At 67.4% G+C, this 17,058-nt stretch carries 18 protein-coding genes; 2 read left to right on the top strand and 16 right to left on the bottom strand.

The window, feature by feature from the left end; translation table 11 throughout:
* Window positions 1-229 precede the first annotated feature (229 nt).
* The 9 genes from ACTWPB_RS09390 to ACTWPB_RS09350 all read right to left on the bottom strand — a co-directional run bounded on the left by ACTWPB_RS09390 (window position 230) and on the right by ACTWPB_RS09350 (window position 10,098).
* A complete protein-coding gene (locus tag ACTWPB_RS09390) occupies window positions 230-613 on the bottom strand; it encodes a PIN domain-containing protein (protein WP_446226284.1) in 384 nt (127 codons plus the stop codon).
* A gap of 38 nt (window positions 614-651) precedes the next feature.
* A complete protein-coding gene (locus ACTWPB_RS09385; protein ID WP_056814932.1) occupies window positions 652-858 on the bottom strand; it encodes a hypothetical protein in 207 nt (68 codons plus the stop codon).
* A 70-nt stretch (window positions 859-928) separates the two neighbouring features.
* The gene (locus ACTWPB_RS09380; protein WP_446225277.1) at window positions 929-1,543 is read right to left on the bottom strand and encodes a TetR/AcrR family transcriptional regulator; all 615 of its coding nucleotides are present in this window, start codon (window positions 1,541-1,543) and stop codon (window positions 929-931) included.
* 4 nt (window positions 1,544-1,547) lie between these two features.
* The gene (locus ACTWPB_RS09375; RefSeq protein WP_446225276.1) at window positions 1,548-2,330 is read right to left on the bottom strand and encodes an enoyl-CoA hydratase family protein; all 783 of its coding nucleotides are present in this window, start codon (window positions 2,328-2,330) and stop codon (window positions 1,548-1,550) included.
* 69 nt (window positions 2,331-2,399) lie between these two features.
* Entirely contained in the window at window positions 2,400-3,560 is a 1,161-nt protein-coding gene (locus ACTWPB_RS09370; protein ID WP_446225275.1) for an acyl-CoA dehydrogenase family protein, read from the bottom strand.
* The gene (locus tag ACTWPB_RS09365) at window positions 3,557-5,557 is read right to left on the bottom strand and encodes an acetyl/propionyl/methylcrotonyl-CoA carboxylase subunit alpha (RefSeq protein WP_446225274.1); all 2,001 of its coding nucleotides are present in this window, start codon (window positions 5,555-5,557) and stop codon (window positions 3,557-3,559) included. Before ACTWPB_RS09365 ends, ACTWPB_RS09370 begins: the two co-directional genes overlap by 4 nt.
* A gap of 8 nt (window positions 5,558-5,565) precedes the next feature.
* Window positions 5,566-7,164, bottom strand: a complete 1,599-nt coding sequence (locus ACTWPB_RS09360; RefSeq protein WP_446225273.1) for an acyl-CoA carboxylase subunit beta — start codon at window positions 7,162-7,164, stop codon at window positions 5,566-5,568.
* On the bottom strand, window positions 7,161-8,312 hold the full coding sequence (locus tag ACTWPB_RS09355; protein ID WP_446225272.1) for an acyl-CoA dehydrogenase family protein: 1,152 nt from the start codon (window positions 8,310-8,312) through the stop codon (window positions 7,161-7,163). The genes ACTWPB_RS09360 and ACTWPB_RS09355 overlap by 4 nt, the downstream gene beginning before the upstream one ends.
* A 70-nt stretch (window positions 8,313-8,382) precedes the next feature.
* On the bottom strand, window positions 8,383-10,098 hold the full coding sequence (locus ACTWPB_RS09350) for an acyclic terpene utilization AtuA family protein (protein WP_446225271.1): 1,716 nt from the start codon (window positions 10,096-10,098) through the stop codon (window positions 8,383-8,385).
* An 85-nt stretch (window positions 10,099-10,183) separates the two neighbouring features.
* On the opposite strand from ACTWPB_RS09350, the gene ACTWPB_RS09345 reads away from it, so the two are divergent.
* Window positions 10,184-10,327 carry a hypothetical protein gene (locus ACTWPB_RS09345; RefSeq protein WP_446225270.1) on the top strand — a complete coding sequence of 48 codons (144 nt, stop codon included), beginning with the start codon at window positions 10,184-10,186 and terminating at the stop codon, window positions 10,325-10,327.
* A gap of 3 nt (window positions 10,328-10,330) precedes the next feature.
* Here ACTWPB_RS09345 and ACTWPB_RS09340 read toward each other — a convergent pair whose 3' ends face one another.
* The 6 genes from ACTWPB_RS09340 to thiO form a co-directional block, all read right to left on the bottom strand.
* Window positions 10,331-11,167, bottom strand: coding sequence for an adenylate/guanylate cyclase domain-containing protein (locus tag ACTWPB_RS09340; protein WP_446225269.1), 837 nt, complete (start codon window positions 11,165-11,167; stop codon window positions 10,331-10,333).
* Between the two features lie 258 nt (window positions 11,168-11,425).
* Entirely contained in the window at window positions 11,426-12,226 is an 801-nt protein-coding gene (locus ACTWPB_RS09335) for an ABC transporter permease (protein ID WP_446225268.1), read from the bottom strand.
* Complete coding sequence (locus ACTWPB_RS09330) at window positions 12,226-13,161, bottom strand: ATP-binding cassette domain-containing protein (RefSeq protein WP_446225267.1); 936 nt, start codon at window positions 13,159-13,161, stop codon at window positions 12,226-12,228. Before ACTWPB_RS09330 ends, ACTWPB_RS09335 begins: the two co-directional genes overlap by 1 nt.
* 85 nt (window positions 13,162-13,246) lie before the next feature.
* Window positions 13,247-14,005, bottom strand: a complete 759-nt coding sequence (gene thiG, locus ACTWPB_RS09325; RefSeq protein WP_446225266.1) for a thiazole synthase — start codon at window positions 14,003-14,005, stop codon at window positions 13,247-13,249.
* On the bottom strand, window positions 13,998-14,213 hold the full coding sequence (gene thiS, locus ACTWPB_RS09320; protein ID WP_446225265.1) for a sulfur carrier protein ThiS: 216 nt from the start codon (window positions 14,211-14,213) through the stop codon (window positions 13,998-14,000). The genes thiG and thiS overlap by 8 nt, the downstream gene beginning before the upstream one ends.
* The gene (gene thiO / locus ACTWPB_RS09315) at window positions 14,210-15,301 is read right to left on the bottom strand and encodes a glycine oxidase ThiO (RefSeq protein ID WP_446225264.1); all 1,092 of its coding nucleotides are present in this window, start codon (window positions 15,299-15,301) and stop codon (window positions 14,210-14,212) included. Before thiO ends, thiS begins: the two co-directional genes overlap by 4 nt.
* 341 nt (window positions 15,302-15,642) lie before the next feature.
* Between thiO and thiE the strand changes: the two genes are divergently transcribed.
* The gene (thiE, locus tag ACTWPB_RS09310) at window positions 15,643-16,341 is read left to right on the top strand and encodes a thiamine phosphate synthase (protein WP_446225263.1); all 699 of its coding nucleotides are present in this window, start codon (window positions 15,643-15,645) and stop codon (window positions 16,339-16,341) included.
* Between the two features lie 25 nt (window positions 16,342-16,366).
* Here thiE and ACTWPB_RS09305 read toward each other — a convergent pair whose 3' ends face one another.
* The gene (locus tag ACTWPB_RS09305; protein WP_446225262.1) at window positions 16,367-17,005 is read right to left on the bottom strand and encodes an NUDIX domain-containing protein; all 639 of its coding nucleotides are present in this window, start codon (window positions 17,003-17,005) and stop codon (window positions 16,367-16,369) included.
* Window positions 17,006-17,058: the final 53 nt, after the last annotated feature.

Raw genomic sequence — 17,058 nt, 5'->3', positions numbered from 1 at the left:
GATCCGCTGGGGTCCAGCCTTCGTGTCGCTGCCAGAAGCCACATCCCCGTCGGTCACCGTGGCCGTTGCCCGGTCAAGCCCAGGGTCGGCAGCGTCAGCGAACGGCGGGCACCGTGGCCATTGCTCGAGCTGCCCCAGGGTCGGCAGCGTCAGCGAACGGCGGGCACTGTCGCCATTGCTCGAGCTACAGAGTCGACGAAGCAGCCGGCCGGAGTGTGACATCACCTGGTCAAGACGTCTCGAGACTCCCCCGAGGTGCGACCCAGCGATGATTGAGGTCCACCACCGATGCGACCGTTTCGAAATCGGAGTCGTAGTGGAACAGGACAAGGCGGTGTTCGACCGCGATCACAGCGGCGAGCAGATCGTGAATACCGACCGCTCGGTGGCGGCCCGACCGCGCAAGTTCGCGTTGGATCGTGAAGGCGTTGTGCCAGTGTTCGTCATTGGTGGGCAAGTACTCATAGGCTGCTCTGCGCCGAAAGCGAATCTGTTCGTATTCCGTGGGGCTTCGGGCGCTGTAGAGCGCCTCGGAATCGAGCGGTGCGCACGTGGCGATCAATCCGGCCTCTAGCAGCGGCCCGAGTGCGGCAGCGACGTCCGGATGACGCATTCGAGCTGCCGCGCTGGTGTCGATGAGATAGCGCGCCGTTATCGCCATACGTCGTCACGCCGATCCTTGTCGGCCATTTCCGCCATGCCGCCGTTGACCAACCATTCGACTTCGCTGGCGCGCGCATGCGCGACCACTGCCGAGTTCAACGCGGCGCGAACGGTATCGGAGACGCCAGCGGTCCCGAGCGCATCCTGCGCGGACTCGAGTAGCTCGTCGTCGATCTCGATCAGTCGTTTGGTCATGGCGCAGTCCCTCGATATATATTCCCCCATGGACGAACTATATACCCGGAAATGCGCTGGTCACAAGGGTTCAATGGGCGATATTCAGGGCGGTATGGAGAGTGGCGGCCCACTGGTCGACGATCAGTTTGCGGCGCGCGGAGTCGTCGGTGAGGACGTCGGCGAGGCCTAGTCCACGGGCCAGGTCGAGGGTGGCTTGGACGAGGTGGTGGGCTACCGGGTCGGAATCGTCGACGCCGAGGGCTTCGACCGCGCGGCGGTGGGAGATGCGGCCGAAGCGGGCTTCGAGGGGCAGGATCCGCATCCGAAGCGCCGGGTCGGCGGCGGCGTGGGTCCAGACCTGAAGCGCGGCTTTGAAGAACGGGGTGGAATAGGACTCGACGAGCGCGGAAACGACCGCGCGCGTGCGCCCTTCTCCCTGGGCGACCGCTTTGACCGTCTCCGCCTCGATCTTGGCCTGCGCCATCCGGAACTCGAACATGAACTCGAGCGCCGCGGTGATCAGGTCCTCACGGGTGGGGAAATGGTGCTGGGCCGCGCCGCGCGACACCCCGGCCCGCTCGGCGACCACCGACACGGTGGCGGCTGCCCAGCCGGTTTCGGCCAGGCAGTCGATGGTCGCCTCCAGCAGCCGCTGCCGGGTGGCCCGGCTGCGGTCCTGCTTGGGTTCGTGGGGTGTCGCCATCGGACTATTGTGCCCAGCTGGGCGGCCGCTTCTGGAAGAAGGCCGTCATGCCCTCGATCACTTCGGGGGTGCCGAAGAAGCTCGCCGACCGCTTGGCCAGCACCTCCGCCTCGGCCTCGAACTCGGCGAGCAGGGCCGCGTTGACCAACTTCTTCGACTCGGCCAAACCCTGCGGCGAACCCTTGCGCAGCTCCGCACACAGGCGTTTCACCTCCGCGGTGGCGTCCTCGGCCGCGACGGTGATCAGGCCGATCTCCTGCGCGGTCGCGGCATCGAACTTCTCGCCGGTGAGGTAATAACGACTCGCCGCACGCGGGGAAAGCCGCGGCAGCAGGGTGAGCGAGATCATGAACGGAGCCATCCCGATGCGCACCTCGGTGAGCGCGAAACTGCTACCCGGTCCCGCCACCACCAGATCGCACGCCGCGATGATGCCCATCCCACCCGCGCGCACATTGCCGTCGATCCGCGCGAGGACCGGCTTCGGTGAGCCGATGATGCCACGCAGCAAGTCGATCATCACGCGGGTGCGCTGGTCGGCGGCGGTTGCCGGGTCGGCCGTTGTCGCTTCTTTGAGGTCGGCCCCGGCGCAGAACGTGTCCCCGGTATGCCCGAGCACGATGCCACGCACCGCCGGATCGTCGTTCGCCGCCGCCAATCCGGCAACAAGCTCACGAACGAGCTTGGACGACAACGCATTCCGATTGTGCGGCGAATCGAACGTCAGCGTCGCGAACCCATCGACGACGTCGTAGCGCACGTAGGGCGTATCGCTGGAATCACTCATCGAACCTCCTCAGCAGTTGAATAAATAGGGCCTGGCGGCGGCGAACGCCACCGCCAGGCCGCCGAGAACTCAGTAGGACTTCGGCAGTCCCAGCGAATGCTGCGCCACGAAGTTCAGGATCATCTCCCGGCTGACCGGGGCGATGCGCGCGATGCGCGCGGCACCCAGCATGCCCGCGAGCCCGACCTCGGCGGTCAGTCCCGAACCACCGTGGGTCTGAATCGCCTGATCCAGCGCCTTGATCGACGCCTCGGCGCCCGCGTACTTGGCCATGTTCGCAGCCTCGGCGGCACCGAACTCGTCGCCCGTGTCGTAGAGCACCGCGGCTTTGTGCATCATCAACCGCGCCAATTCGAGCTCGATCTTCACCTGGGCCAGCGGATGCGAGACACCCTGGTGCGCGGCGATCGGGGTCTTCCAGACCTGCCGCTCCTTGGCGTATTCCACCGCCCGGTCGATGGCGTAGCGCCCCATGCCGATGGCCATCGCCGAGCCCATGATGCGCTCGGGATTCAGGCCGGCGAACAGCTGCGCGAGCGCCGCGTCCTCGGCACCGACGAGCGCGTCGGCGGGCAGCCGGACATCGTCGAGGAACAACGTGAACTGCCGGTCGGGCTCGACGAAGTCCATGTCCTGGACTGTCTTGTTGAAGCCGGGAGCATCGGTCGGGACGATGAACAGCGCGGGCTTGAGCTTGCCGGTCTTGTGGTCTTCGGTGCGGGAGACGATGAGCACCGCGTCGGCCTGGTCGACACCGGAGATGAAGATCTTGCGGCCGTTGAGGATCCAGTCGCTACCGTCGCGCCGGGCGGTGGTGGTGATCTTGTGCGAGTTGGAACCCGCGTCGGGTTCGGTGATACCGAACGCCATGATCTTGGTGCCGTCGGCGAGGCCCGGCAGCCACGTCTGCTTCTGCTCGTCGGTGCCGTACTTGGCGATGATGGTGCCGCAGATGGCCGGGGAGACGACCATCAGCAGCAGGCCCGCACCCTGGGTGGACAGTTCCTCGAGCACGAGGGAGAGCTCGTAGATGCCCGCACCGCCGCCGCCGTACTCCTCGGGCAGGTTGACACCGATGAAGCCGAGCTTGCCCGCCTCGGCCCACAGCTCGGCGAGCGGCTCGTTCGCCTTCGCTTTGGGTCGCACGTAATCGCGATAGTTGTACTTGGCCGCCAGCGAGGCCACCGCCGCGCGCAGTGCCTTCTGCTCTTCGGTTTCGATGAAGCTCATGACTGCTCCTGCTCCTGCTCTTCTTCCTCGACGACGGCGAGTACGGTTCCGACCTCGACCTGCTGGCCGACGGTCACGTTGAGTGCGCTGAGAATGCCGGTAGCCGGTGCCGCGATGGTGTGTTCCATCTTCATCGCCTCGAGCCACAGGATCGGCTGCCCCTGCTTGACGTGGTCGCCCTCGGCGGCACCGAGGCGGATCACGCTGCCCGGCATCGGCGCGAGCAGCGAACCGGCCGCGACCTGCTCCGAGGGATCGGTGAAGCGCGGCAGCCTGCGCACGGCCACCGGGCCGAGCGGGGAGTCGATCGCGACGAGGTCGCCGTAGCGGGCGATCTCGAATTGCCTTCGCACCGAACCACGTTCGCCCGCAACACCGAGCACGACACGATCGGGCGCGACCGAGATCAGTTCGAGGCCGTCGTGGCCCTCGACCGCCAGACCGGTGCGGGTGAAGCGGTAGCGCACCTCGTGGGTGCCGGTGGTGCGGCTCTCGTAGGACTTGGTCTGCGGCTGGGACGGCAGGTTGCGCCAGCCACTCGGGCTCAGTCCGGCCAGACGCGACGTGCCCCGGTTGGCGGCCGAATCGGCAAGTGCCGCAGCCACGATCGAGAGTGCCTCGTCGGCCTCCGACACCAGCGGCGCCGAGAGCACGGCCAGGTCGTGAGTGGCGAAGAAGGCGGTGTCGGTGTCACCGGCGAGGAACGCCGGGTGGCGCAGCACGCGCACGAGCAGATCGCGGTTGGTGACCAGACCGTGGATTTTGGCCCGCTGTAGCGCGGTGGCGAGCAGATGCGCTGCCTCCGCGCGGGTTTCGGCGTAGGAGATCACCTTGGCCAGCATCGGGTCGTAGTGCACGCCGACCACCGAGTTGTCGACCACACCGGTGTCAAGGCGCACGCCGGGCTGGTCGAGAACGGTGAATTCACCGGCGGTGAACGGGATCTCGATCTTGTGCACCGGACCGCTCTGCGGCTGCCAGTCGTGCGAAGGATCCTCGGCATAGAGCCGAACCTCGATCGAGTGACCGCGCTGCGCGGGCTGGGTAGCGGGCAGCGGCAGCCCCGAAGCCACCTGCAACTGCAGACGGACCAGGTCGAGGCCGGTGGTCTGTTCGGTGACCGGATGTTCCACCTGCAGACGGGTATTCATCTCCAGGAAGAAGAAGTCACCCTTCTCGTCAGCCAGGAACTCGACGGTGCCCGCCCCCTCGTAACCGATCGCCTCGGCCGCCAGCCGCGCCGCTTCGAACAGCCGATCCCGCATGCCGTCGATCTTCTCGACGAGCGGCGAGGGAGCTTCCTCGACGACCTTCTGGTGACGACGCTGAATCGAGCACTCACGCTCGCCCACTGCCCAGGTCTTGCCGAAAGCGTCCGACATGACCTGCACTTCGATGTGACGGCCGGTCTCGAGGTAGCGCTCGCAGAACACCGTCGCATCGCCGAAGGCCGACTCGGCCTCGCGCTGGGCGGCGGCGATCTGGTCCCGCAACTCGGCGAGATCACGCACCACGCGCATGCCGCGACCGCCACCACCGGCGGACGCCTTGATCAGCACGGGCAGGTGCGCGTCGGTGACCTCGGCCGGGTCGAGCTCGGCGAGGACGGGGACACCGGCGGCATCCATCATCTTCTTGGACTCGACCTTGGAGCCCATCTGCTCGATCGCCGCGACCGGCGGACCGATCCACACCAGACCCGCGTCGAGCACGGCCCGCGCGAATTCGGCGTTCTCGGAAAGGAATCCGTAGCCGGGGTGGATCGCATCGGCACCAGCCGAGAGCGCCGCCTCGATGATCAGTTCGCCGCGCAGGTAGGTCTCGGCGGGAGTGTTGCCGGGCAGCCGGATCGCCGCGTCGGCCTCGGACACGTGCGGCGACGCGGCATCAGCATCGGAATAGACCGCGGTGGTACCGATACCCATCCGACGGCAGGTGGCGAACACGCGGCGCGCGATCTCACCACGGTTGGCAACGAGAACGTTAGTAATAGCCACAGCGCATCTCACATTCGGAAGACGCCGAAGCCATCGGCGCCCTTGATCGGGGCTGTGTGAATGGCCGACAGGGCCATTCCCAGCACGGTGCGGGTGTCGCGGGGGTCGATGATGCCGTCGTCGAAAAGCCTGCCCGACAAGAACATCGGCATGGCCTCGGCCTCGATCTGCGCCTCGACCATCGCGGCGAGACCGGCAGCGCCTTCCTCGTCGAAGGGCAGGCCCTTGGACTCGGCGGCGCCACGCTGCACGATGGTGATGACACCGGCCAGCTGCGCGCCGCCCATGACGGCGGACTTCGCGCTCGGCCAGGCGAACAGGAAGCGCGGGTTGAACGCGCGCCCACACATGCCGTAGTGCCCGGCACCGTAGGAGGCACCGACCAGCAGCGAGATGTGGGGCACCGTGGAGTTGGCGACCGCGTTGATCATCATCGCGCCGTGCTTGATGATGCCGCCGTGCTCGTACTCCTTGCCAACCATGTAGCCAGTCGTGTTGTGCAGGAACAACAGTGGCGTGTTCTTCTTGTTCGCCAGCTGGATGAACTGGGTGGCCTTCTGCGATTCCTCGGAGAACAGCACGCCGCGCGCGTTGGCGAGGATGCCGATGGGGTAGCCGTTGATCTCGGCCCAGCCGGTGACCAGGCTCGAACCGTAGAGCGGCTTGAACTCGTCGAAGTCGGAGCCGTCGACCACGCGGGCGATGATCTCGCGCGGGTCGAACGGGATCTTCAGATCCGAGGGCACGATGCCGAGCAGTTCCTCGGGATCGTAGATCGGCGAGATCACCTCGGCGCGCGGCGCCGGGCCGTTCTTCTTCCAGTTCAGGCGGCGAACGATATTGCGGCCGAGCCGGATCGCGTCCTGCTCGTCGGCGGCCAGATAGTCGGCCAGACCCGAAGTGCGGGCGTGCATTTCGGCGCCGCCGAGGGTCTCGTCGTCGGAGTCCTCACCGGTGGCCATCTTCACCAGCGGCGGGCCGGCGAGGAACACCTTCGCGCCCTCCTTGACCATCACCACATAGTCGGACATGCCGGGGATATAGGCGCCACCAGCGGTCGAGTTGCCGAACACCAAGGAAATGGTGGGGATTCCGGCCGCCGACGCCTGGGTGAGGTCGCGGAACATCGCGCCACCGGGGATGAACACTTCCTTCTGCGTCGGCAGGTCGGCGCCGGCGGACTCGACCAACGAGATCACCGGCAGCCGGTTCTCCCTGACGATGTCGTTGATCCGGAACTGCTTGCGCAGCGTCCACGGATTCGACGCGCCACCACGCACCGTCGGATCGGGCGCGACGATCATGCACTCGACACCCTCGACGAGACCGATACCGGCGATCGTCGACGCCCCGACCTGGAAATCGCTGCCCCAAGCCGCGAGTGGGCACAGTTCCAGGAACGGCGAGTCCTCGTCGAGCAACAGTTCGATGCGCTCGCGCGCGGTGAGTTTGCCGCGCTTGTGGTGGCGGGCCACTTTGTCCGGGCCGCCACCGGCGATCGCCTTGGCGAATTCGGCTTCGACCTCGGTGAGCTTGGTCGACATCGCTTCCGCGGCCGCGGAATACTCCGGCGACGCGGAGTCGAGAGTGGAACGGAATGTCGTCACGACTGGTACCCCAATATCTTCGACGCCAGCATGGTCAGGATCTCGTTGGTGCCACCGCCGATGCCGATGAGGCGCACATCGCGGTAGATGCGCTCAACCTCGGCCTCGCGCATGTAGCCCATTCCGCCGTGCAGCTGCACGGCCTGGTTGGCTACCCATTCGGCGGTCTCGACGGCGTTGTTCTTGGCGAAGCAAACCTGCGCGATCAGGTTCTGGTCTCCGGCGACGTGGCGCTCGACCAGCGCACGCGTGTAGGTGCGTGAGACGTCTACGCGCTGCGCCATCTCGGTCAGCGTCATCTGCACCTTCTGGCGGCTGATCAGCGGGCGACCGAAGGTCTCGCGATCGCGGCACCATTGCACGGTGAGGTCGAGCGCCCGCTGGGCCAGCGAATACGCCTGCACCGCCAGGCCCACCCGTTCGCTCACGAACGCGCCAGCGATCTGGGCGAAGCCGCTGTTCTCGGGGCCGACCAGGTTCGACGCGGGCACCCGCACGTCCACATAGGACAGTTCGGCGGTATCGCTGGCCTGCCAGCCCATTTTCTCCAGCCTGCGGCTGACGGTGAATCCGGGTGTGTCGGTGGGCACCAGGATCAGCGAAATGCCCGCCGCGCCCGGCCCACCCGTGCGTACCGCGGTGACGACGAAGTCGGCGCGACAACCCGAGGTGATGAAGGTCTTGGCGCCGTTGATGATGAAGTCGTCGCCATCGCGCACGGCCGCGGTGGTGAGGTGGCCGACATCGGAACCACCGCCGGGCTCGGTGATGGCCAGCGAACCGATCAGGTCACCGGCCAGTGTCGGCTTGGCCCACTGGTCGATCTGGGCCTGGTTGCCCGCGGCGATCAGGTGCGGCAGCGAGATCCCGCAGGTGAACAGCGACGCCCACAAACCACCGGAGCCACCGGCGAGGTGGATCTCCTCGCCGATGATCAGCGAGTCGACGGCGGTGCCGCCCTCGCCGCCCGCCGATTCGGGGAAGTCGACGCCGAGCAGGCCGAGTTGGCCTGCCTTCTTGTGCAATTCGCGCGGCAGCTCACCCGCGCGTTCCCAGGCGTCGAGGTCTGGCAGGATGTCGCGTTCGACGAACCTGCGCACAGTGGCGCGCAGCTCTTTTCGCTCCGGCGTTTCCCAAACAGAGGTCATCGGTGTGTCTCCTGTCGCATTGTCCGGCACCCTTGGTTCGGCTGCGCTGCCGTGTCCGATCGGTGACCGATCACGCGAGCAGCTCCGTCGGCAGATCGATGTGGCGAGAGCGCAGCCATTCGCCGAGCCCCTTGGCCTGCGGGTCGAAACGCGCCTGGTAGGCGACGCCCTTGCCGAGCAGGCCGGAAATGATGAAGTTGACCGCGCGCAGGTTGGGCAGCACGTGGCGGGTGACGGTCAGTTCGGCCGTCTCGGGGAGAAGCTCTTGCAGCTTTTCGACGGTGAGGGTGTGCACGAGCCAGCGCCACTGGTCGTCGGTGCGCACCCATACGCCGATATTGGCGTCACCGCCCTTGTCGCCGCTGCGGGCGAGGGCGATCGTGCCGAGCGGCACGCGACCGGTCTCGGTGGGAGGTAGCGGCGCGGGCAGCTCGGGTTCGGAAACAGGTTCGAGAACAAGGGTTTCCGTGGCGGGGGCGATATCGACTCGGGTGCCGTCGGCCAGCACCGCGACGTGCGGCACCTCGTGCGCGTCGACGAAGCCGGGGGTGAAGACACCGTAGGGCGAACCGTTTCCGGGCAGCGCGGTGAAGGTGGCACCCGGGTAGCTGGCCAGCGCCAATTCCACCGCGACACTGGAGAATCCGCGACCGACCTTGTTCGGATCGGAATCTCGCACCACGCAGCGCAGGATCGCGCTGGCCCGCTCCTCGGTCTCGGCATCGGGACGGTCGAGGCGAGCCAATGTCCAGGTGAGCTCGGCGGGCTTGTCCGGCAGCCAGGATTCCAGCTGTCGTTGCGCCAGTTCGGCTTTGGCTTCGATATCGAGACCGGTGAGGATGAACGACATCTCGTTGCGGAAGCCGCCGAGGGTGTTGAGCGAGACCTTGAGCTGTGGCGGCGGGGCCTCACCGGTCACGCCGCTGATCAGCACGCGATCCTTGCCCTCCTGGCTCAGCGCGATGCTGTCCAGGCGGGTGGTGACGTCGGGTCCGGCGTAGCGCGCGCTCTGGATCTCGTACATGAGCTGGGCTTCGACGGTGTCGACGGTGACCGCGCCGCCGGTACCGTCGTGCTTGGTGATCACGCAGGATCCGTCGCGACGGATCTCGGCGATCGGGAAGCCGGGGCGGCCGATGTCACCGAGTTCGGTGAAGAAGGCGAAGTTGCCGCCGGTGGCCTGGGTGCTGCATTCGATCACATGCCCGGCCACCACGGCACCGGCCAGTGCGTCGTAATCGGTGCGGCCCCAGCCGAAATGGGCCGCGGCAGGCCCGACGATCACCGAGGCGTCGGTGACCCGGCCGGTGACGACGATGTCGGCGCCGGAGTTCAGGCATTCGACGATGCCCCACGCGCCGAGGTAGGCGTTCGCAGTGAGCGGCTGACCCAGGTCGAGCTCGGCGGCGCGCGCCACCAGGTCATCGCCTTCGACGTGCGCGATCTTGGCATCGAGCCCGAGCTCGGCGGCGACCTTGCGCAAATGCTCGGCCAGCCCGGCCGGATTCAGCCCGCCTGCATTGGTGACGATCTGGACGTTCTTCTCGAGTGCGAGCCCGAGGCAGTCCTTGATCTGCTTGACGAAGGTCTTGGCGTAGCCGAGGCTCGGATCCTTCATCCGGTCGCGACCCAGGATCAGCATGGTGAGTTCGGCGAGGTAGTCGCCGGTCAGCACGTCGAGCTGACCGCCCTCCAGCATCTCGCGCATAGCGCTGAGCCGGTCGCCGTAGAACCCGGAACAATTTCCGATCCGGATCACGTCCGGGTCAGCGGAGAGAGCACTCATGGCACCCAGGATCGCAGCGGTTCATAAAAAAAGCAAGCATGAGTGCTTGTTAATCGCGGGCAATCGACCAGGCAAGATGGAGTCCATGCTGTCCGTCCTCCTCTTCGCCCTCGCCGGATTCCTGCTCGGCGGCGCGTACACGACCTGGAAGAACAATCGCGCGATGGCGATCGGTTTGATCGTCACCGCCGTCCTCGCGGGCCTCGGCGCCGTGCTCTGGCTCGAGTAGCGCTCAGCCCGCCGTGTGCAGCTTGTAGATCCTGACGTCTTCCGGGACGCCGGTCAGCGGTGCGGCCCAGAAGTTGCGCTTGTACGGCTTGGCGGTCACGCCCAGCTCATCGAGGGTTTCCGGGCGCAGCGCGGCCAGGGTGGTGCTGGACAGCATCGTGTTGCCGTTGCCGCCTGCCTCCATCATCCTGGCGGCGATATTGACGTCGACGCCGAGCCAGTCACCACCGATCTCCCGGGGCGAACCGGTGTGCAGGCCGACCCGCATGCGTGGGGTGTAGCCGCCGATCTCGACCTCGGCGAGATTGCGGCGAGCCGCCAGCGCGGCGCGCACGGCACGATCGGGCGAGGCGAACACCGCCATCAGCCCGTCGCCCATCCGCTTGACCACCTGACCGCCACGCTCGACGATCGGCGGCTCGATGGCCTTGGCGACCTTGCGCAGCAGTTCCAGGGTGCGCTCGTCGCCCACCGACAGCGACCAACTCGAGAATCCGACCAGGTCGGTGAACACGACGGTCACCTCCTCGGTGCCACGGCCACGGCCGATCCGCTCCAGCCCGGCCTGCCACACCTGAAGGGCACCGAAACCGATCTCCCTGGCCGCGGTCGGGGCGCCGCCGACGATCTTGTCCGCCGCCCGCGCCACCGCGCGCGCACCACCGGGCCCCGTCACCGAGAGCGGATCGCCGAACGCGGGGTCACCGGGGAGCTGTTGACGCGCCTTGCGCACGGCACCGATCACATCGGCCCGGCGGTTGGCGGCCTGCAGCTTCGACGAGATCTGGGCGCGCTTTCTGCCTGCGCGCGCACCGCGGTCGGATTCGGTGGATTCACTCACGATCGGCTCCAGCGGAATGGACACCTCCGCAGCGGCGTCGCGCCGCGGACTCCCCCCGCCAGAAGGCGTTTCACTCACGCCAAAAGGTTATATCACCCGACGACGACCGCCGGTCCGCTGCTTGTGAGCAGCGGACCGGCGGTCCTGCCTTCGAGCCACCGGGCAGCGGAGGCCCGAAGGTCGGGTCGCACGACCTCCCGACAAGGTCGCGGCCCTCGCGGCCCGGGCTGTTACGAGGGCAGCCCAGGGCTGGTCTTCTCAGGCGTCGCGCTGTCGCACTACCACCAGCGCGGCGCCGAAAACGATGGCGACGAAACCGGCGAACCAGCCAAGCGCGACCCACGGTCCCCAGTGCCACGGCATCGAATCACTCGACAGTCCAAGGAAGTGGTTGGCGTTCTGGAACGGCAGGAACACCTGGATATTGCGGCCATACTTGCCGAACGCGCCGATAATCGGCTCAATCAGCACCGGCCACACGATCAACAACGACAGCGCGCCAGCCGACTGCCGAATCAGCGCACCCACCCCGACCGCGAGAAACACCACGAGGGCAGCGAACAGCGGCACCGCGTAGAACACCTTCAGATCGCCGTCGAGGGTGAGCCCCGCGCCCACCTCGCTCGACGTGACGCCCCGCAAGATGAAGAAGCTGATGAAGGTCAATGCGGCCGTCAACACCGCGGCGCCAACGGCCACCAGGCTCGCCTTGGCGAACAGGACTTTCGCTCGATCCGGTATCGCGAGGAACGTCGCTCTGATCGTGCCGAAGCGGTACTCGCTGGTCACGGTCAGCGCCGCGAGGATCATGATCAGGATGTAGCCGAAGCCGGGAATCACCGACACCCCGGTGATGCCAAGGCCAGCCATCAAGTTCTCGCCGATTGGTGGGCCATCCGGCGAGATCGACGGGTCCTTCTTGTACGCGTCCATGGTCACGTTCAACAGCAGCCCGAACACCGCCGTGATGCCGAGCGCGTACACCACGGTCAGCCCGGCACACCACCAGGGTGACCGGGTCGAGGTGAGTTTGATTCGTTCCGCAGCGAGCACGCCCATCAGAGCGCACCTCCCATCACCTGGTGGTCGAAGCTTTCACCGTGGTACTGCACGGCGCCGCCGGTCATCCGCATGAACGCTTCCTCGAGCGAGGCCTGCTGCGGTGCCAGCTCGTAGAGCGTGACGTTGTTCGTGCCTGCCACCTTGCCGACCTCGTCGGAGGTGACGCCCGCGACGATCAGCGCGGCGTCGCCGTCTTCCTTCACGGTCATCCCGTGTGAGGTGAGCAGGCTGCGCAGCTGATCCAGTTGCGGGCTGCGCACGCGCACCGACTGCTCGGAGGCGCGGTCGATGAACTCCTGGGTGGAGCCGTCGAACATCAGCTGACCGCGGCCGATGACGATGAGCTGCTCGGCGGTCTGGGCCATTTCCGAGAGCAGGTGGCTCGAGACGAGCACCGTGCGCCCCTCGCCGGCCAGGCGCTGCATGAACCGGCGGATCCACAGGATGCCCTCCGGGTCGAGGCCGTTGACCGGCTCGTCGAACAGCAGCACCTTCGGGTCACCGAGCAGCGCGCCTGCCAGGCCGAGGCGCTGGGACATGCCGAGCGAGAAACCGCCCGCGTTCTTGCTCGCCACCTCGGACAGACCGACCAGGCGCAGTACCTCTTCGACCCGCGACTTGGGGATGTCGTTGGAGGCCGCCAGCCACTCCAGGTGGGCGCGCGCCGAGCGGTTCGGATGCACCCACTTGGCGTCCAGCAGCGCGCCGACCTGCGTGAGCGGGCGCTCCAGCTCCTGGTAGTGCTTGCCGTCGATGAGCGCGCTGCCCGCCGTCGGCTTGTCCAACCCGAGGATCATCCGCATGGTTGTCGATTTACCAGCACCGTTGGGTCCGAGGAACCCGGTCACCAGTCCAGGCTGGACGGTGAACGTGAGGTCCTGCACCGCGACGGTCTGGCCGAATTGCTTCGTCAGGCCCTTCAGCTCGATCATGCGCCCTAGCTTGCCTGACAACCACCGTGACGCGCGTCGCCGAGAAGTAGCGAGTCGGGTCATCCTCGAGGATGACCTTCGACCCCTAGACGGATGGGGAAGAAGCCTGAGCCCAGAAACGCTTGGGGATGCGGCCCGCTTGTCGGGCGAGATAGCCCGCCCGGACCGCGGCCGACATCGCCGATGCCATGAGTTCGGGTTCTTTCGCCCTGGTCACGGCGGTGGCGAGGAGGACTGCCGAGCAGCCGAGTTCCATGGCGAGGGCGGCGTCGCTCGCGGTACCGATGCCCGCGTCGAGGATGACGGGCACTCCTGCGGCGGCGACGATCATCTCGATGTTGTGGGGGTTGCCGATGCCAAGACCTGTGCCGATCGGGGAGCCGAGCGGCATCACGGCGGCGCAGCCTGCTTCTTCGAGGCGGCGGGCGAGGATGGGGTCGTCGGTGGTGTACGGCAGGACTACGAAACTGTCGTCGACGAGCTTTTCGGCGGCGTCGAGGAGTTCGAAGGGGTCGGGCAGCAGGGTGCGGTCGTCGGCGACTACCTCGAGCTTGACCCAGTTGGTGTCGAGGGCCTCGCGGGCCAGTTGAGCGGTGAGCACGGCTTCGGCGGCGGTACGACAGCCCGCTGTATTGGGCAGCAGGGTGATGTCGAGGCGTTTGAGCAGGTCCAGGACGCCGGTGCCGCCCGCGGCGTCGACGCGGCGCATCGCGACGGTGGTGAGCTCGGTGCCCGACGCGATCAGGGCCTGCTCGAGGACGGCGAGGTTCTCGGCGCCACCGGTGCCCATGATCAGGCGCGAGCCGAACTCCTTGTCGGCGATCCGCAGCGGCGACTCAGCCACCCTGCACCGCCGTGAGCACCTCGATGGTCCAGCCGCGGCCGACCGGTTCGTCCCAGCGCGATTTCGGGAAGACCGCGCCGTCGACCGCCAATGCCACACCCTGGCAGGGCAATTCGAGCTTTGCCAGCAGTTCGCGGACGCTGAGCGGCTCGGGGAACTCGTGGTCGACACCGTTGACGGTGACGCCGATCGGGATGGTCGAGGTCATCGAACTCCTCCTTGCGACAGAGATGGCATCGGAGATGCCGGAAAACGTTGGGGTGCAGCGGCTTCGACGACCGCGGGCGTCGCACCATCGAGCAGCGCAGGCACGACCGCCGCGGTGAGCGCCAGGGTGAGCATGCCGTTGCGGCCGTGACCGGTGGCGGCGATGACCCGGTCGTCGAGGTGGCCGAGCAGCGGGAGGTTGTCGGGGGTTCCCGGCCTCGAACCCGCGTTCGCTTCGGCCAGTTCGTACTCACCGATGCCGGGCAGGATGGTCTCGGCGTCGGCGATCAGGTCACGGACGCCACCGACGGTGACGGTGGTGTCGAAACCTGCTTCGTATTGTGTTGCACCGACGACGATTCCGTCTTCGCGGGGAACCAGGTAGACCTGTCTGCCGTGAACTCGGGCCCGGATCACCCTGGTCGGCGCGGGACCGACGCCGGGCCTGCGACGCAACCGCAGGATCTCACCCTTTACCGGGCGCACCGGCAGGCCCGGCCAGAGCTCGGCGGAGCGGGCACCCGCAGCGAGCACGACCCGGTCATGCGGTAGATCATCCAGCGCGGCAACGGATTCGGCGCGGATCTCGACACCCGCGGCGGTACCGGCGGCCTGGAGAGCACGCAGTACACGCCGGTTGTCGATGGCGGGTTCGGTTTTCGCGTGCAGACCCGCGCGGACGGTGCGCGCGAGCGCGGGTTCCAGCGCGCGGACTCCCGCGCGGTCGAGCACTCGCAGGTCGTGGCCGAAACCGGCCAGCCAGTCCGAGACGGTGCGCAGGTCGGTGGCGTCGGCACCGTCGAGCGCGACGGTGAGCGTCTCATCGGCCACGAACATCGACTCGCCCGAAATTCCGCGCAGGCTTTCCGCGAAGGCGGGCCACTGCGCCAGCGCGGCCGCTCCGAAGGCGAGCACACGATCCTCACCGGGCCACCCTTCCGAGAGCGGCGCGAGCATTCCACCGGCCACGTAGGAGGCACCGCGCGCAGGTTCGGGGTCATAAACCGTCACAGTCCAGCCGGCCTCGGCAGCCCGCCATGCGACGGCAAGTCCGACGGCGCCGCCGCCAACGACCGCCAGAGTCCGCATCACGTTCCTACCTGTCTGTATTTTGGGCGGCTGGTGCCGCGGGTTTTCGGCCTGTCCCCTCGATCTTCCCTCCCTACGGGCACTCCTTCGTCGCACCCTCCAGTCAGTCCAGATCAAGGCGGCCGAAAACCGGCGGCTGGTGCCGCGGGCTTTCCGCCTGTTCCCTCGATCTTGCCTCCCTACGGGAACTCCTTCGTCGCACCCCTACGGGCACTCCTTCGTCGCACCCTCCAGTCAGTCCAGATCAAGGCGGCCGAAAACCAGATTTCCGCCCAGTTCGAAGCCCCGGTTCGCTGCCGCGGCGTTCGCACTTCAACGGTAGCGCGACTACCGTCTTCACTGTGCAGCCCTCCCATTCGAAACGTTCCATCCCGCCAAGGGAGCGCCTGTCGGGTGCACTGCTGTATCTGTGCACCGATGCGCGGCGGGAAAAGGGCGATCTGGCCCGATTCGTCGATGCCGCGCTCGCGGGCGGGGTCGATATCGTGCAGCTCAGGGACAAAGGATCGCCTGGCGAAGCCGAATTCGGGCCGCTGGAGGCCAAGGCCGAGCTGGGCGCGCTCGCCGAGATCAAGGCCGCGACCCGCCGCCACGGCGCCTTGCTCGCGGTGAACGACCGCGCCGATATCGCACTGGCCGCGGGCGCGGACGTGCTGCACCTCGGCCAGGGCGACCTGCCGCCCGCGTACGCACGACGCGTCGTCGGCCCCGATGTGGTGATCGGCCGCTCCACCCACAACCGCAACCAGGCAAGCCTGGCCGCCATCGACGGCCACCTCGACTACTTCTGCACCGGCCCGATCTGGACCACGCCGACCAAGCCCGGCCGCCAAGCCGCGGGCGTCGACTTCATCCGCTCGACCGCCGATTCCCATCCCACTCTCCCCTGGTTCGCCATCGGCGGCGTCGACGCGCAGCGACTCCCGGAGGTGCTGGCCGCTGGTGCCCGCCGCGTTGTCGTCGTCCGGGCGATCACCGCAGCCGCTGATCCAGAAGCCGCCGCCCGCGAACTGAAGCAAGCACTACTCGCCGCTGTCTGAGCTCGGCACACCGTGCCGGACCGACTCAGGCGAGGACGTCGGCCCTGGTGAGAGTCGGGCCCCCGGCTGGCTCACCATCGAGGACGACCTCGATACCGGGGCCGTCTCCCCGCGTGTGCAGCCAGAAGAATCCCTGGTCAGGCAGTTCGACTGTGCGAGGAAGCGCCTGCGCGAGTTCGGCGTCGGCCGCGAGCCGCACGCGCAACGGCACCGCACGCAGTTCGATCCAGGCGGTGGCGAAGCCGGGATGCAGCGGGAGGTCGGCGACCTCGTCTTCGGGGACCCAGGCCAGTTCGGCGCTCTCCTTGTTGGCGACCGTGGGGAGCCGGCTCTCGGCGTCGGCGATGACGGTGATGTAGGTCCATCCGCTCGGGGCGGCCATCGTCAAGCGTTCGGCGCGTACCCGGAGCAGGTCGGCGGTGATGCCGGCTTCCTCCTCCGCCTCCCTGACGGCCGCGTGCTCGGGTGACTCGTGCGAATCGCGGGCCCCGCCGGGCAGCGCCCAGGTATCGCCCTGATGACTCCACGGCGCCCGGTGCTGCAACAGCACCGCCGACCCGCCACCGGGCAACGGCGCACGCAGCAGTAGTCCCGCCGCACCGAACTTGCCCCAGTACTTGACCCCATCAGGGCTGTTGTACCAGCCGTCTCCGTCGCCGCGCATCCCATACTCTTTCCTCCGAGCAGCCGAACAGCAACCGCATCGGGGGTATGTGA

The sequence above is a fragment of the Nocardia sp. IBHARD005 genome, from assembly GCF_052814245.1.
The sequence above is the reverse complement of the archived record's forward strand: the minus strand, read 5'-3'. Positions and strand labels throughout refer to the sequence as shown.

Excerpts from the sequence above, each read along its gene's own strand:
- ACTWPB_RS09390 (WP_446226284.1), bottom strand. The coding sequence starts at position 613 with ATGCGTCATCCGGACGTCGCTGCCGCACTCGGGCCGCTGCTAGAGGCC.
- ACTWPB_RS09385 (WP_056814932.1), bottom strand. The coding sequence starts at position 858 with ATGACCAAACGACTGATCGAGATCGACGACGAGCTACTCGAGTCCGCG.
- ACTWPB_RS09380 (WP_446225277.1), bottom strand. The coding sequence starts at position 1,543 with ATGGCGACACCCCACGAACCCAAGCAGGACCGCAGCCGGGCCACCCGG.
- ACTWPB_RS09375 (WP_446225276.1), bottom strand. The coding sequence starts at position 2,330 with ATGAGTGATTCCAGCGATACGCCCTACGTGCGCTACGACGTCGTCGAT.
- ACTWPB_RS09370 (WP_446225275.1), bottom strand. The coding sequence starts at position 3,560 with ATGAGCTTCATCGAAACCGAAGAGCAGAAGGCACTGCGCGCGGCGGTG.
- ACTWPB_RS09355 (WP_446225272.1), bottom strand. The coding sequence starts at position 8,312 with ATGACCTCTGTTTGGGAAACGCCGGAGCGAAAAGAGCTGCGCGCCACT.
- ACTWPB_RS09350 (WP_446225271.1), bottom strand. The coding sequence starts at position 10,098 with ATGAGTGCTCTCTCCGCTGACCCGGACGTGATCCGGATCGGAAATTGT.
- ACTWPB_RS09345 (WP_446225270.1), top strand. The coding sequence starts at position 10,184 with ATGCTGTCCGTCCTCCTCTTCGCCCTCGCCGGATTCCTGCTCGGCGGC.
- ACTWPB_RS09335 (WP_446225268.1), bottom strand. The coding sequence starts at position 12,226 with ATGGGCGTGCTCGCTGCGGAACGAATCAAACTCACCTCGACCCGGTCA.
- ACTWPB_RS09330 (WP_446225267.1), bottom strand. The coding sequence starts at position 13,161 with ATGATCGAGCTGAAGGGCCTGACGAAGCAATTCGGCCAGACCGTCGCG.
- thiS (WP_446225265.1), bottom strand. The coding sequence starts at position 14,213 with ATGACCTCGACCATCCCGATCGGCGTCACCGTCAACGGTGTCGACCAC.
- thiO (WP_446225264.1), bottom strand. The coding sequence starts at position 15,301 with ATGCGGACTCTGGCGGTCGTTGGCGGCGGCGCCGTCGGACTTGCCGTC.
- ACTWPB_RS09305 (WP_446225262.1), bottom strand. The coding sequence starts at position 17,005 with ATGCGCGGCGACGGAGACGGCTGGTACAACAGCCCTGATGGGGTCAAG.